We start from the raw sequence: 15,265 nt of genomic DNA on the forward strand, positions 1-15,265 counted from the left end.
ATTTCTTCATCATTTTGTTATGATTTATTTACAAGTTTTTGGTTTTTATTTGTGTTTAAATGGTTTTAAATGAATTAGTTATACAAGTTTCATTTTCAAATCCAATGATAATGCGAAGCGTAAGTTTATGATTTTGTTAAGCATTAGCCATTTCCTATCGGAGCTGTCTCGAATTCCCTTGGAATGAGCTATTTTTGGGTATGCGTAAAATCTTTTTATTCTCTCTGGCTTTGCTTTTTTCATGGCAATTGGCAGCTCAGGAAAGCAAACAATTTAAAATCCATTCTCACAACGATTACTTGCAGAAAGCACCATTTTGGGAAGCCTATGCCGCAGGAGCCAAATCCATCGAGGTGGATGTGATTCTTCAGGATGGAAAACTCATGGCAGCTCATGAGGAAGAAAGCATCAATCCTGCGAAAACAATCGAGAGTTTGTATTTGGATCCGATTCGGAAAGGTATCGAAAATGGACTGATTGATGGAATTGATTTCACTTTGTTGGTGGATTTAAAAACCTCCGCTTTGCCAACTTTGGATGTCCTCCAAACTGTCATGGAAGATTATCAGGATTTGGCTTATGGAAAAGCTAATCCTGAGGGTTTAAAGCTCATTATTTCTGGAAATAGACCTGAAGTCACAGGATATGAATCATACCCTGAATGGATGTTTTTTGACTATCAAAGCAAAGATTTGAATGAGTCTCTTCCATGGGATAAAATCGGAATGGTCAGCTTGAGTTTCAGACAGTTTTCGATTTGGAATGGAAAAGGAAGGATGGTAGAAGATCAGCGGGAAAAACTTCAGCAATTCATTGATCAGGTGCATTCTTTTGACAAACCAGTCAGGTTCTGGGGAACTCCCGATTCAAAAACAGCTTGGAAAGCTTTCTATGAAATGGGAGTTGACTACATCAATACGGATAAACCCTACGAAGCCAATTCCTATTTGAAGAGTCTTCCAAATACCGTTTACCAAAACCCAGAGATTCATGAGGCCTATCAGCCAAAATTTGAGTTGGATGGGGCATCTGTACCCGTTAATCAGATTATTTTGATGATAGGAGATGGGAATGGATTGGCTCAGATCTCTGCAGGATTATTTGCAAATGGAAATGAGCTGAATCTGACTCAATTGAAAAATATGGGGTTGATTAAGACCCAAGCTACGGATGACTTCACGACTGATTCTGCAGCTGGAGCTACAGCTTATGCTACAGGCAGGAAAACGAATAATAGAGCTTTGGGAGTAGATCCAAGCGGAAAACCACTCCAAAATCTCCCAGATATTTTGGATGGATATGGATTCCGATCTGGGATCATCACTACAGATCAACTTACCGGGGCTACACCGTCGGCATTTTATGCACATCATGCCGAAAGGGACGATGCTTCGGAAATTGCGTCATTCCTTCCAAAAAGCAAATTGGATCTGTTTATAGGTGGAGGTGAAGAGAAGTTTATAGAACAGAAAGAAGCCTTGGAAGATGCTGGTTTTTTGTTGAATAAACTGGATTTGGCAACTTCTAAAAAGATCGGGTATTTTGAATCGAAAGGATCCTTGCCTGCAAAATTGGGCTCAGATAGAGGAGATTTTTTAAAAGAAAGTACCCAGTTTGGATTGAACTTTCTGGGAAAGGAACAATCTCCATTTTTCCTTATGATTGAGGCAGCCATGATTGATTCAGGAGGCCATGGGAATAACAGTAGTTTGCTGATTTCGGAAATGCTGGATTTTGATGAGGCAATCGGTGAAGTTATCCAATATGCCGATCAACATCCGGGAACTTTGGTCATCATCACAGCCGATCATGAAACGGGCGGAGTTTCCATTCCGCAGGGGGATATTGCTTCATCAACTTTGGAACTAGCCTATCATTCTGATGACCATACCGGGATTATGGTTCCGATATTCGCTTATGGGGCTCATTCGGATGAGTTCAGAGGTGTGTATGAAAACACCGAAGTGTTCCATAAAATCATGAAATTGGTTCAAGGATATCATTCAGGAAATTAATCCAGCTTGATTTATCTTCTTCCTGCCAAAGTAAATGGAAGCATGAAAATATTCCGTATCAAATCGAATGAAAGGTCTACTGCAAAGCCTAATAATCTAAAAGGCAAAAGGAGTAACCAGACGATTGGATATAGGACTAATGCGATAATGGCAAGTGGCCAGCAGAGTACAAATAGAATGCACCAAAGTAAGAAGCTAAGCATGTGTTGATCGTGTTTGGCTATTGATTTGCAAATTATGTTCCATAGAAAAAAAGGCCTTCCCATTTATTGAGAAGGCCTTTTTCATGAATTTGCTTGTTCAATTCCGAACAATATTTTTCTCCAAAATCGAACGAAACTTTAGCTTTTACTTCTGTTTTGCAGGATCTGAAAAATACCGTTTCAGGGTATAATCCGGTTGCCATTGATCTGGCTTCCTTACCAAAGTATCGGGATCATAAGCCATTGGCTTGATCTTATCAGCAGTTAGTTTTATTTGGTCACCAGAGGACTGCTGCCATTGTTGCATCAATAGAAGCATCTCTTCTTTTTTGCTTTTAAATGTAGGAATCTCTGCCAAGTTATAAAGTTCCAAAGGGTCATTTTCCAGATCAAATAATTGGGTATAATCTCTTTCTGGGTATCGGATCAACTTGTATTTATTATTCCTAACCGCTCTGACGGTTTGTTTATAGGAAGTGAAAAGTGCATCTCGCACACCATCCTTTTCACCCTGAATCACTGGTACCAAACTAACTCCGTCAATATCTTTTGGATCAGGAATTCCTGCCAAATCTGCCAGCGTTGGGTATAAATCATGGATATAGGCAAAAGCATCCAATTCCTGATCTTGAGGAACACCTGGACCTTTGATGATCAAAGGCACTTTGGAGCTATGCTCATACAAACTCTGCTTGCCCAAAAGCCCATGGCTACCCACAGCTAGCCCATTATCAGCGGCGTAAACGATAATGGTATTATCGTACTGTCCTGTTTCTTTCAAGGCTTGTAGGATCTTTGCAATTTGAGTATCCAAATGAGTAACCAGCGCATAATAATCCGACAAGATCATCTGAATGACTTCTGGTTTTCTAGGCCAGCCGGTGAGGTTTTCATCCCGTACAGTTAATTGATCAAATTCAAAAGGATGGAAAGGCATGTAATTTCCCGGAAGCGGTAAAGCCCCATCAGGATAATGGTTGATGTAATCAGCTTCTGGGGAGTAGGGGTCATGAGGAGCTGTAAAAGCGACATAGCAGAAAAATGGCTGATCCGTATTTCGTTTGCCATGGTCTTTGATAAAGTCAACTGCCGCTTGGGCAAATTGCTCGGTAGAATATCCTTTCATGGTTGGTTCACCTAATTTTCCATCAGCTCCGAAATCCCGCAAAGGCAGATTATAGTGATTGGCCATTCCACCCAGGTAGACGTTTTTTGCTTCTTGGAAACTCGCCTCAAACATTTCCTTCTCATTGTGCCATTTGCCAGTGCCAAAAGTCCTGTATCCTGCAGCCGCAAAACTCATCGTCATGGTATGTTGTCCGCTGAGTTTATCGGTCACTTTGTATAGATTTTTTCCGCTGAAAAGCATAGCTCGACTTGACATACAAATTGCTCCATGAACGCCACCCATGACATAGGCATTGGAAAAGCGACTTCCTTCTCTTGCTAATTGATCAATCGCAGGAGTTTGGATATATGGATTTCCAGTAATTCCCAAAGCATCTGCTCGCTGATCATCTGCGAAAAGAAAAAGGACGTTGGGTCGAGAGTTTGACCCTTGGCCCATTGAATGGAGCGACATTAAAAGTGAGCAAATTAGAAATAGGTATTTTTTCATTGATTAATCATTTGAACCAAAATTAAACTTCTCCACAAGGGCACCCAAAAAACTATAAATCTTTCCCTAATATTTAATTAGATTTTTTCTAAATAAGTCTTGTTTAGAATAGTTCTAGATAATAGATTTGCATGCTTATTTAAATCAAGTCTAAATAAATATTAGTTGTTATGAGGGTATTTTACTCTGTGATATTATTGATTCTTTTTTCTTTTTCGATTGGTTTTGCGCAGCAGAATGGTATCAAAGGAAAAATTCTAGATAGCTCTGAAAATCCAGTTGCAGGAGCTTCAGTGTCTCTTGTAGGGACAGTCCGAGGTGTACAATCTGATCAAAATGGAAATTACCTACTTCAGGATATTCCTGCTGGAAAATATGATTTGAAAGTCAGTTTTATAGGTTTTGAAGCTCAGACATTTTCTTTTGAGATTAAAAAAGAGGAAATAATAAACAAAGATATCCTTTTGCAGGAAGATGAAATCTGGATGGAGTCCTTCGAATTGATGGCTAGCCGAGGAATGAATGGTCAAGGTCGCCTACCAGAAGTAGAAGATTTCAGAATCAATGCAGGGAGAAAAAATGAACTTATAAGATTGGCAGAGATTGATGCCAATTTGGCGATGAATAACAGCCGCCAGATTTTTGGTAGAACTCCAGGTATTTCGATTTGGGAAAATGATGGTTCCGGTATCCAGTTGGGAGTAGCTTCTCGTGGCCTAAGTCCGAATCGTTCTTGGGAATTCAATGTCAGAATGAACGGATATGATATCACCCCAGATCCGATGGGCTATCCTGAAGCATATTTCACTCCTCCAATGGAAGTTGTGGAGAACATTGAAATTATCCGTGGGGCTTCCTCACTTCAGTATGGTCCCCAGTTTGGCGGCTTATTGAATTTTGTTTTGAGAAAGCCTGATCCATCCACTCGATTCACTGCTGAGACAATCAATACAGTTGGCAGTTACGGACTTTTTAGCACCTTTAATTACATCGGAGGAACTGAAGGAAAGTGGGATTACACCGCTTATTATCAGAAAAGAAGAGGTAATGGCTGGAGAGAGAATGGCTTTTTTAATACAGATCATGCACACTTTGAAGTGAACTATGCCGTGAATAACCGCTTGAAAATCGGCACGGAGATGACTTACATGTATACTGAGACGCAGCAACCTGGTGGATTAACAGATACACAGTTTGCAGAAGATCCAAGTCAAAGTACTCGCTCTCGTAACTGGTTCAGTACACCTTGGTTTCTTCCTTCTTTGAATGCTGATTACATCGTCAGTCCAAAAACAAAGTTGAATTTGAAGGCTTTTGGATCGATCGCTCAGCGAAACAGCGTAGGATTTATGAAGGCAATTACAGAAGTGGATGATATGGGAAATAGGCAAGTTGACCGAGATCTCTATCATACATTTGGAACGGAATTAAGATTGAGCACTTCCTATCCACTTTTCGGAAAAGAGCATAATCTTGTCAGTGGTTATAGATTTTACAAAGGAAATATCGACAGAAATCAACGAGGTGTTGGCAATGCTGGAACGGATATGAATTTTGATTTGACGGAATCAAGCTATCCCCGTGATCTGGATTTTGATAATTTAAACCATGCCGCATTTGTTGAGAATATGTTTAATGTCACTGATAAGCTATTGTTGACAGCTGGTGTTCGATTGGAGCATATTTCATCCCAAATGAAAGGGATTCTTAACACAGTCAATGGTGTTCCTCAGGTATTGGAGCCAGAAACCAGAACCAGAACTTTTGCCTTGCTTGGACTTGGTGGCGAATATCATTTGACCAAAACCACTGAACTCTATTCCAATTTCACTCAGGCTTACCGACCTGTATTGATTTCGGATTTGACTCCACCAGCTACAACGGATGTTATTGATCCAAATTTACAGGATGCTAGTGGCTATAATTTTGACTTTGGGTACAGAGGGAATGTAAGTTCTTTCTTGAATTTCGACGCGAGCTTTTTCTATTTGAAATATGCGGATAGAATCGGTACGATTACTCAAACAGCTGCTGATGGCACAAGATTCCAGTACCGAACCAACCTTGGTACATCCATAAGTCAAGGAGTAGAGGCTTTTGTTGAATTTGATCCGATCACTGCATTTGTAGGAAATTCCACTTTTGGCTACATCCATCTTTTCGCCTCTTTGGCTTATGTGAATGCAGAATATCAGGATTTTGAGAGAACAAGTGTGAGTGATGGTGAAGTTGTGAAAAGTAATCTTGCAGGAAATAGAGTGGAGAATGCACCACGTAAAATCAACCGCTATGGAGCAACTTACAGATTTAAGGATTTCTCCATGACTTGGCAGTTGAGTGATATTGGTGAAGCCTTCTCTGATGCGACCAATTCTGTGGAACCAAACGCCGCCGCAACTTCAGGATTAATCCCTGCTTATACTGTTCAGGATCTTTCGGCTTCCTACACCTACAAAAAGAAATATAGCCTCAAGTCTGGAGTCAACAACCTTTCAAATACAGCTTACTTCACTCGGAGAGCTGGAGGTTATCCAGGGCCTGGAATTATGCCAGCTGATGGCCGCACATTCTATATGACTCTTGGGCTTAAGTTTTAATATGGCTTATAGTTCGAAGAAATAAAAAGTCAAAACTCTGTTTAATAGATAAGGATCAATGGTATTGGATACCCAAATCATTGGTCCTTATTTCTTTTAATTTTTCAGTAAGCTTTATTTGCATTTCGATGACTACTTCTTGATAAGAGGATTCATCAGCAAGGTTTCTAAATTGCTTAGGATCCTTTTTCATGTCATACAGTTCCATTCCTGAACCGGCATCCTCATCGTATTGGATAAATGCATAATTCTCGTTTCGGATCAGAAATGATTTTCCTCCTTGGGAAACTGAAAAGGCGAAATCCCGAACTGTTTCTGCTGGATTTTTCAAAATTGGAACAAGGCTTTTGCCTTGAATTGCTTTAGGGTACTCAAGCCCTGCCAATTCAGCAAGGGTAGGATAGAGGTCAAGAAGTTCAGTAAATGAATTGCTGACTGCAGGATTCATTCCCGGTACCTTAATCATCATTGGTACTTGGACTGATTCTTCATGCAAACTCACCTTCATCCAGAACTCGTGCTCATCCAAATGAAATCCATGATCGGAAGTAAAAACCACTATAGTATTATCCGCTAGTCCTTCTTCTTCCAAAGTTTTTAGAACCTTTCCCACCTGAGCATCCATGTAGGAAACTGAAGCATAGTATGCAGCAATGGCTTTTTGCTTTTGTTCATCGTTCATTTCTCCATTGACACTGGTTACGTAGTTTATCCCACGCTCAGGAATATCATCCCAATCATTTTCAACCTGTTCGGGAAGCTTGATCCCTTCATAAGGAAATGGAGAGAAATAGTTTGCAGGAGCTACAAAAGGAACATGAGGTCTAACAAATCCAACTGCCAAAAAGAAGGGTTCATTTTTATATTTTCGGATGAGTTCCGAGGCTTTTTCTGCTGTTTTCCCATCAGAATGAGCCAAGTCATCGCCATTTGCTTTGACTATAGTCATCACATTTCCTCCCTTTCGTTCGATACTTCCATCAGGGTTGTTTTGCACCAATTCTGCTTCTCCGGCTGCTTTCCACTCTGGTCCTTGTGAGTTGAATTTTTCTGTCCAAGAAGCTGGATCATCTTGCCCATCCGATCCGTTTTCAATGTCTATCGGAACGCCCATGTGGTAGATTTTACTTACTCTAGCAGTGTAATAGCCATTTTGTTTGAATAATTCTGCCAATGAAGGACGGTCTGAACCTACGTTTTCCCTTCCACTCACATAGCCATAAGTTTGGGTTGCATTGGGATAGTAGCCAAACATAAAAGACGCTCTTGAAGGGCCACAAACTGGATATTGTGTGTAGGCTCGGGTAAAAACAGTGCTTTCTTTTGCGAGTGCATCAATTGCTGGGGTCTTTGCAATTTCATTTCCATAAGCACCCAAAGCAGTAGTGGTCAAATCATCGGAAATGATAAAAAGTACATTTGGTTTCTTTAGCTCCTGAGCAAAAGTTTGGGAAAACAGAGCGATAAATAGAAGGAAAGAAAAACTCCATTTAGAATTTTTTTTAGTCCAAAAATCAAGGAATCTATGAGCTGAAAATCTTAAGCAGGTTATCATAAAAGGGGCTGGGTTCTACCTTTTGAGATAGCTAAAATAGCATTTTGAACGAAAGAAAGGTTTGATATTTCCCGCCACTCCAAAAGTTGATCGTTAATTGATTTATTCTTTGAAAAATGAATTTTCATTGTTTCATTTTGAATCAATAAATTTTCATCTTTAGTTTTCTCCTGAATCTCTTTAAGCCCAAAACTATGCGAAGCCTGTTTTTTTGTACCCTTTTGATTGTATTCATCTCTTGCCAAAAAGAAGAGGCCAAAAATCAGATTGATTTCAATCACCTCAGCATTTCTGATGGGATTATTTCCGGCAAATTGGTTGGAGAGGACTCTATCAAAACTTTTATGGGGATTCCATTTGCCGCACCTCCAGTGGGAGATTTGCGCTGGAAAGCGCCTCAACCAGTTCAACCCTGGGAAGGAGTGAAGGAAACAGTTGAAAATCCGGCGTCATCCATTCAGAATCCGCCGGTACCCTTTTTCGCTTGGTCAGAGGAATTCTTGATTCCCCCAACGCCGATTTCCGAAGATTGCCTTTACCTCAATGTTTGGACAGACGCTGAAAGCCCTGAAGAAAAAAGACCCGTGATGGTCTGGATTCATGGAGGTGGATTTTCTGGCGGTTCAGGGACAGTTCCCTTGTATGATGGAGAGGAATTAGCCAAAAAGGGAATCGTGGTTGTGACGATCAACTACAGGTTGGGAGCCTTGGGGTATTTGGCACATCCTGAGCTATCCAAGGAATCTGAGTCTGGAACCTCCGGAAATTATGGTGTTTTGGATCAAATCGCTGCCTTGAAATGGGTAAATAAAAACATAGCAGCATTTGGTGGAGATCCTGATAATGTGACGATTGCCGGTCAATCCGCAGGTTCCATGAGTGTGAATGTTTTGGTCGGATCGCCATTAGCAAAAGGGCTTTTTAATAAAGCTATTGCGCAAAGTGGAGCTATGTTCAATTATGACGGAGGAAGAGCCAGTAGAAATAAAGAACTCGCTGAATCTGCAGGTTTGGCCTTCATGGAAAAAATGGGAGCTGCCTCTGTCGAGGAATTAAGAAATATGCCTGCAGATAGTATTCTGGCTGCAGGCGGAGGTTTTTGGCCATACAAAGATGATCATGTCATTCCAGTCAATTTTGATGAAAGTTTCAAATCTGGAACAGCCAACTCCATCAAACTAATGACAGGATGGAATGCAGATGACAATGTATCTTTTGGTCCTGCTATGACACCTGCTGAATTTAAATCACAGGCAAAGGAAAAATATCAAGACAAGGCAGAACGCTATCTTGAATTATTTCCCGCCAACAGCCCTGAGGAATTAGAAGTGACGAGGTCAACTCTTGGCGAATTGATGTTTGGATACCAAAGTTATACTTGGGCTAGAATTCAATCGGAGCTTAGTCCAAATTCGGCTTATGTCTATCATTTCACAAGGATTCCACCCGGCGAACCCAATTATGGCGCTTTTCACTCGGCTGAATTCAGCTATGCTTTTCATACTCTAAACAAATGGAATAGACCATTCGAATCAGTAGATTATCGCATAGAAGATATCATGTCTCAATACTGGGCGAACTTTGTGAAAACCGGAAACCCGAATGGGGAAGGCCTGCCTACTTGGCCCGCTTATGATCCTGCGAACCCAAAAGTAATGGAGCTTGGGACTGAAATAAAACCAATGGAACCACCCCATTTCGAGCAGGTTCAGTTTCTTCAAGGGGTTTATTTTGACGGTTCAAAAAATTGAAATGAGGGAGAATAAGTCCTAAGTATCTGTTCTCATTTATTTCAAAAAGGGACTTTTCAATTGGAATAGGTAAAAAATCAAGGGGACTGAAGCTACTGCCAAGGCAGGAATCCCATAAATAATGGCAAAAAATGACCCGAAAAAGCACCAGATGGGAAGTAATTGAAACTGGGAATTATGAAATCTAAGACTACTTAGACTGATAATTCCAAGGTTCAATCCCAGCCATAAAATGGATAAGACAAAGCCGTTGACAAGTCCAAATGAACCGGTTCCTTGGTAAAAAATCAGGAGGATCTCAGGGAAAGAAAGTAATAGAGTTGTTCCTAATTCCTTTTTGAGTTTGAAACCAAAAGTCAAGGGTAAATTATTGAAAATACTGAGCTTTTGGGCACTGAATTCTGCTTTTTCTAACCAAAGAGTAAAGTGTAAAAAAGCTATTATTAAAAGCCCAAAAAGAAGCCATCTCTGATCATAACTTCCACTTTGATAGGTGTAAAAAAAGCCGTTTAGAATAAAAATGCTCAGTAGTTTGCTTAGAATCAAAAGCAAAGGTCTTTGCTCCTTGAGATGAAAGTAAAACCAAAAGACAAAGGACCGATTTCGATTGATTCTCTTGGAACTGAATTCAGATTTCTGTTTGAATTTTTTGATTTCAAAATAGCTCAGGACCAGATAGCTAAAGCTTAAAATACTGACGAAACTGACCAAAATACTCAAATGTAACCAAGCCCCTAATAGTACCCCTTTGTATAAAATAAGGATTACATAAAGCAATGGGAACAGATGGTTAGCCAACCAAACAGGAAAAAGTTTTTTGGAATAGGAAGGAAAAGAGAGAAAGGCCAGTTTCGAGAAGATCCAATATTTGGATCTTTGCAGCAGCCGGGCCTGAAAACGAAACTGAACAATCGAATAACCTAAGAACAGACCTAAATAGGATATAAACCAATTTGGTTTCTCCAGGATTTTTTCAGCAATCATCAAGTGTTGCTTCATCTCCATAAATACCCCAAAAACCAGAGTAATAAGGATGAAAAATCCCATATATGCCTTGTAAAATGGCAGAGAAAAGGATTTTTGATAGAGATTAGTCATGATGCAACATCAGTTTTCCTGCTTCTATACTAGTCTTCGAAGAGTACTCAAAAAAATCCTCAAAATCGGCGAGATGAGAGGTGATCAGAAAATTGCAACCCTGATTTAATTGATATGTGATTAGATTCTTAAGATGTCTTTGGGTGTCTAGATCAATAGTAGTAAAGGGTTCATCAAGAATAATCAGCTTGGGATCTCCAAGAAAGGCCAAAAGCAATCCGGTTTTTTTGAGCATTCCTGAGGAATAGGAAGCAATTGGTTGACTGGAATACTCTCCAATGCCAAGGATCTCTTTTAAACTTTCTACTTGCTTTGATTCAAAAGGAACTACTTCTGAAATGAATTGAATCAATTCATCCATACTTAAGAACTCCGGGAATTGTGGTTCTGCCTCGGAATAATTAACCAATTTTCGATAAGCGATGGGTTCCTTTTTTTGGGAGATACCATTCAGGATCATATCTCCTTCAAACCCATGAATTCCTGCAATAGCCTTTAATAAAGTTGACTTGCCGGAACCGTTTTTTCCTTTGATTAAATGAATGCCTTCCTTAAAAGATAACTGATCGATAATCAGTTTAAAGCCTGAATCATAGGTTTTCTGAAAGTTTTGAATGGAAAGCATTTGCTGGATTTCTATCAAAGTATAACCCTTAAAAATAAAGCTTAATCCAATTTGACTGCTCGTAAAAGAAGTTAAAAATCAAAAAGTTCTAAGAATTGGTACCCGAAAGAGTTATAGATTGATTTTAAATTCTTTGCTGAATGAGTTTATTACACATTGGCACAAATGGCGATGATTTTATACTTTTAGCTACTGTGGGAAAATACTATCCCCACTAATGCAATAAACCCGATACCAAAATGAGCAAGTTTTCTTTGCCGTTTGTATTCTTGATTCTACTGGGAGTCATTGGATGCAGCAAAGCTCCCGAGAAAGTGGAGAGACCCAATATTGTTTTTATCATGTCAGATGATCATGCCTATCAGGCGATTTCTGCCTATGATAATACCCTGATAGAAACTCCAAATATCGATCGAATTGCAAAAATGGGGATGTTGTTTACCAATGCTTCCGTGACCAATTCCATTTGTGCTCCTTCCCGGGCCACTATTTTGACAGGAAAGCATTCCCACATCAATGGTAAAGTGGACAATCATTTTCCTTTCGATACCACCAATGTGACTTTCCCACAGATTCTTCACGATGCTGGCTATCAAACAGCCATGTTTGGGAAACTGCATTTCGGAAACAATCCAAAAGGCTTTGATCAGTTCAAAATCCTTCCCGGTCAAGGGAAATATTACAACCCAGATTTTATCACCAAAAACGAGGGAAATGTCCAAGTGGAAGGCTATGTCACAGATATAATCACAGACATGACTTTGGATTGGTTGGCAAATGAAAGAAAAGCAGATCAGCCGTTTATGCTGATGTATCTTCACAAAGCTCCGCATAGAGAGTGGCTACCTGCAGGTAGACATGTGGAGGAGTTTACCAATCGAACCTTTAAAGAGCCGGCAACGCTTTTTGACGATTATTCAGGTAGAGGAAGAGCAGCTCATGAAGCTGAAATGAATTTGTTGAAAGACATGCATTGGGCTGGGGATTCCAAGCTTCCTCCGGAAGTGTTGGATGAACTGGGAATCGAGCCAACTTCAGGTTGGGACAAAGCAGCTTTTGAGGGTGAGGTAGGAAGAATGAATCCTGAGCAGCGGGCAGTGTGGGATAAGTCCTATAATAAGATGATTGAGGATTTCAAAAAGGCCTATCCAAACATGACGGAAGAGGATAAGATGAAATGGAGATATCAGCGGTACATGCAGGATTACTTGGGAACCATCAAAGCGGTAGACGAGAATGTAGGCCGGGTTTTAGACTATTTGGAAGCAAATGGATTGATGGAAAACACCATTATCGTTTATACTTCTGATCAGGGATTTTATCTGGGAGAACATGGTTGGTTTGACAAGCGATTTGTCTACAATGAGTCCTTCAAAACCCCTTTGATTATGGCCTGGCCAGGAAAAACCCAAGCTGGTGTGAAGTCCGATGCAATGGTACAAAACTTGGATTTTGCTCAGACATTTTTGGAAGCAGCTGGGGTAGAGGCACCAGCAGATATGCAAGGCGAAAGTTTGATTCCTCTTTTGACAGGAAAGGGTGAGTGGGCTAGGGATGCGGTTTATTACCATTATTACGAGTATCCATCAGTACATATGGTGAAGCGTCACTATGCCATCATTACCAAAGATTATAAGCTGGTTCATTATTATTTTGACGTGGATGAGTGGGAGTTGATTGATAGAAAAAATGATCCATATGAACTCAAAAATGTCTACGGTGATCCAGCATATTCTGAGGTTCAAGCCGATTTACATAAGCAATTGGATGGCTTAAGAGAGAAATACGGTGACAATTCCCAGATCTCTCAGCGATACATTGATGAGTATTTGGACTATTTGCAAAAGAATAATTCCTATGCAGGCGGAAAGAATACAGAGTTGCTGAACAAGATCTTTAAGGATAGAAAGATTTCTACAGAAAAAGAGTAGGCAGTCGCTTTTCCTGTCAACGGTTGACTGTCGACCATGGTCAATCTTTTCATTTCTACCTAAGGCTGAAAAGAGAAATCTCATTGACCCGATATTAAAAGTGATCTAGAATTAAAAAAATCCACCCAACCCTATGAAATACATCCATTCAATTTTAGCATTCTCACTTGGAATCACTCTTTTGGCAGGATGTCAAAAAGCGGAAGAGGAAAAGCCTCAGAGGCCCAATATTATTTTTATCATGTCGGATGATCATGCCTACCAGGCAATTTCGGCTTATGATAACACATTGATCGAGACTCCAAATATTGATCGGATTGCAGAAATGGGGATGTTGTTTACACAGGCATCTGTGACCAATTCCATTTGTGCACCTTCCCGAGCGACAATTTTGACAGGAAAGCATTCTCACATGAATGGGAAAGTTGATAATCATTTTCCTTTTGATACCACCAATGTGACATTCCCTCAATTGCTGCAAAAAGCCGGTTATCAGACCGCCATGTTTGGGAAATTGCATTTCGGAAATAACCCGAAAGGCTTTGATCAATTTAAAATCCTTCCTGGACAGGGTAATTATTACAATCCTGAATTCATTACCAAAGACGAAGGAAATATTAAAGTATCTGGATATGTCACGGATATTATCACCGATTTTACTTTGGACTGGCTAAGCAAGGAGAGAAAGAAAGAAGATCCTTTCTTGTTGATGTATTTGCACAAGGCCCCGCATAGAGCCTGGTATATGGCAGAAAGACATTTGGATGAATTCACTAACAAAACTTTCCCTGAGCCTGCAACTTTGTTTGATGATTATTCAGGAAGAACTCCTCCTGCTGCAGAAGCTGAAATGAATATTCTGAAACATATGGGTTGGTCGGGAGACAACAAGGTGTTCCCAGAAGTGATGGATGAATTGGGTATTGAAGAAATCGGTCCAGATAAAGTAAGGTTTGTCAATCAATGGAACCGTTTTGATCCTGCCCAAAAGGCAAATTTTGATAGAGCTTATGGGAAGGTAAATGAGGAATTCAAAAAGCTTTACCCAAGCATGAGCGAAGAGGATAAAATGAAGTGGAAATACAATCGCTACATGCAGGATTATCTGGGTTCGATTAAGTCTGTAGACGAAAATGTGGGAAGACTACTGGATTATTTGGAAGCAAATGATTTGATGGAAAATACCATCATCGTGTATACTTCTGATCAAGGCTTTTATTTGGGAGAACACGGTTGGTTTGATAAGCGATTTGTTTACGATGAATCTTTTAAAACCCCACTTTTGGTGGCTTGGCCAGGGAAAGTAAAACCGGGTACTAAATCAGATGAGTTGGTTCAGAATCTGGATTTCGCTCAGACTTTCCTAGATATTGCCGGAGTAGATGCACCTGCTGATATGCAAGGAGAAAGCATCGTTCCGGTTTTGACTGGCAATTTGGAAAACTGGAATCGGGATGCGGTCTATTATCACTATTATGAATATCCAGCAGAACATATGGTCAATCGCCATTATGCCATTGTGACCAAAGATTACAAATTGATCCACTACTACTATGTAAATGATGTATGGGAATTGATTGATCGGAAAAAGGATCCTAAGGAACTCAAAAATGTCTACAACGATCCGGCTTATGCAGAAATCAGAGCCGAACTTCATGCGAAGCTGGATGAGCTGAGAAAAAAATATAAAGACAGCAATGAAATCAGCCAGGGTTATATCGATCAACTCCTAAATGATGCTGATGAAGGTAGAGTTTATGGGATCAATAAAGAAGGTGTGGAGGAGATCAAAGCAAGAAGGGAAAAGATCCTAGAAAATAACTGATCACTGATATTTGATAAAAAATAAAACCATCTGAAAGGGTGGTTTTT

10 protein-coding genes are annotated in these 15,265 nt (G+C 40.0%); 5 read left to right on the plus strand and 5 right to left on the minus strand.

Features of this window, described 5'->3' with window-relative positions:
* Window positions 1-200: 200 nt before the first annotated feature.
* Window positions 201-2,015 (plus strand): alkaline phosphatase, encoded by a 1,815-nt coding sequence (locus tag J0A69_RS07655; protein WP_206585981.1) that lies wholly within the window; start codon window positions 201-203, stop codon window positions 2,013-2,015.
* 11 nt (window positions 2,016-2,026) lie between these two features.
* On the opposite strand, the gene J0A69_RS07660 is transcribed toward J0A69_RS07655, so the two are convergent.
* Window positions 2,027-2,218 carry a hypothetical protein gene (locus J0A69_RS07660; protein WP_205637935.1) on the minus strand — a complete coding sequence of 64 codons (192 nt, stop codon included), beginning with the start codon at window positions 2,216-2,218 and terminating at the stop codon, window positions 2,027-2,029.
* Between the two features lie 145 nt (window positions 2,219-2,363).
* Window positions 2,364-3,836, minus strand: a complete 1,473-nt coding sequence (locus tag J0A69_RS07665; protein ID WP_206585982.1) for a sulfatase-like hydrolase/transferase — start codon at window positions 3,834-3,836, stop codon at window positions 2,364-2,366.
* Between the two features lie 170 nt (window positions 3,837-4,006).
* Here J0A69_RS07665 and J0A69_RS07670 point away from each other — a divergent pair, with 170 nt between their 5' ends.
* Window positions 4,007-6,433, plus strand: coding sequence for a TonB-dependent receptor (locus J0A69_RS07670; RefSeq protein ID WP_206585983.1), 2,427 nt, complete (start codon window positions 4,007-4,009; stop codon window positions 6,431-6,433).
* A gap of 55 nt (window positions 6,434-6,488) precedes the next feature.
* Here the strand turns inward: J0A69_RS07670 and J0A69_RS07675 are convergent, their stop codons facing one another.
* The gene (locus J0A69_RS07675) at window positions 6,489-7,988 is read right to left on the minus strand and encodes a sulfatase (RefSeq protein WP_206585984.1); all 1,500 of its coding nucleotides are present in this window, start codon (window positions 7,986-7,988) and stop codon (window positions 6,489-6,491) included.
* Window positions 7,989-8,182: 194 nt separating this feature from the next.
* Here J0A69_RS07675 and J0A69_RS07680 point away from each other — a divergent pair, with 194 nt between their 5' ends.
* The gene (locus J0A69_RS07680) at window positions 8,183-9,739 is read left to right on the plus strand and encodes a carboxylesterase/lipase family protein (RefSeq protein ID WP_206585985.1); all 1,557 of its coding nucleotides are present in this window, start codon (window positions 8,183-8,185) and stop codon (window positions 9,737-9,739) included.
* A 36-nt stretch (window positions 9,740-9,775) separates the two neighbouring features.
* Here the strand turns inward: J0A69_RS07680 and J0A69_RS07685 are convergent, their stop codons facing one another.
* Together J0A69_RS07685 and J0A69_RS07690 are read right to left on the minus strand one after the other, a co-directional pair.
* On the minus strand, window positions 9,776-10,837 hold the full coding sequence (locus J0A69_RS07685) for a hypothetical protein (protein ID WP_206585986.1): 1,062 nt from the start codon (window positions 10,835-10,837) through the stop codon (window positions 9,776-9,778).
* Complete coding sequence (locus J0A69_RS07690) at window positions 10,830-11,462, minus strand: ABC transporter ATP-binding protein (protein WP_206585987.1); 633 nt, start codon at window positions 11,460-11,462, stop codon at window positions 10,830-10,832. Before J0A69_RS07690 ends, J0A69_RS07685 begins: the two co-directional genes overlap by 8 nt.
* A gap of 239 nt (window positions 11,463-11,701) precedes the next feature.
* Between J0A69_RS07690 and J0A69_RS07695 the strand changes: the two genes are divergently transcribed.
* Both J0A69_RS07695 and J0A69_RS07700 read left to right on the plus strand, forming a co-directional pair.
* A complete protein-coding gene (locus J0A69_RS07695; protein ID WP_206585988.1) occupies window positions 11,702-13,393 on the plus strand; it encodes a sulfatase family protein in 1,692 nt (563 codons plus the stop codon).
* Window positions 13,394-13,526: 133 nt separating this feature from the next.
* Window positions 13,527-15,218 carry a sulfatase family protein gene (locus J0A69_RS07700; RefSeq protein WP_206585989.1) on the plus strand — a complete coding sequence of 564 codons (1,692 nt, stop codon included), beginning with the start codon at window positions 13,527-13,529 and terminating at the stop codon, window positions 15,216-15,218.
* Window positions 15,219-15,265 lie beyond the last annotated feature (47 nt).

Source organism: Algoriphagus pacificus (assembly GCF_017254845.1).
In the GTDB taxonomy this organism is placed as follows: Bacteria; Bacteroidota; Bacteroidia; order Cytophagales; family Cyclobacteriaceae; genus Algoriphagus; species Algoriphagus pacificus.

Excerpts from the sequence above, each read along its gene's own strand:
- J0A69_RS07670 (WP_206585983.1), top strand. The coding sequence starts at position 4,007 with ATGAGGGTATTTTACTCTGTGATATTATTGATTCTTTTTTCTTTTTCG.
- J0A69_RS07680 (WP_206585985.1), top strand. The coding sequence starts at position 8,183 with ATGCGAAGCCTGTTTTTTTGTACCCTTTTGATTGTATTCATCTCTTGC.
- J0A69_RS07675 (WP_206585984.1), bottom strand. The coding sequence starts at position 7,988 with ATGATAACCTGCTTAAGATTTTCAGCTCATAGATTCCTTGATTTTTGG.
- J0A69_RS07700 (WP_206585989.1), top strand. The coding sequence starts at position 13,527 with ATGAAATACATCCATTCAATTTTAGCATTCTCACTTGGAATCACTCTT.
- J0A69_RS07695 (WP_206585988.1), top strand. The coding sequence starts at position 11,702 with ATGAGCAAGTTTTCTTTGCCGTTTGTATTCTTGATTCTACTGGGAGTC.
- J0A69_RS07690 (WP_206585987.1), bottom strand. The coding sequence starts at position 11,462 with ATGCTTTCCATTCAAAACTTTCAGAAAACCTATGATTCAGGCTTTAAA.
- J0A69_RS07665 (WP_206585982.1), bottom strand. The coding sequence starts at position 3,836 with ATGAAAAAATACCTATTTCTAATTTGCTCACTTTTAATGTCGCTCCAT.
- J0A69_RS07655 (WP_206585981.1), top strand. The coding sequence starts at position 201 with ATGCGTAAAATCTTTTTATTCTCTCTGGCTTTGCTTTTTTCATGGCAA.
- J0A69_RS07660 (WP_205637935.1), bottom strand. The coding sequence starts at position 2,218 with ATGCTTAGCTTCTTACTTTGGTGCATTCTATTTGTACTCTGCTGGCCA.
- J0A69_RS07685 (WP_206585986.1), bottom strand. The coding sequence starts at position 10,837 with ATGACTAATCTCTATCAAAAATCCTTTTCTCTGCCATTTTACAAGGCA.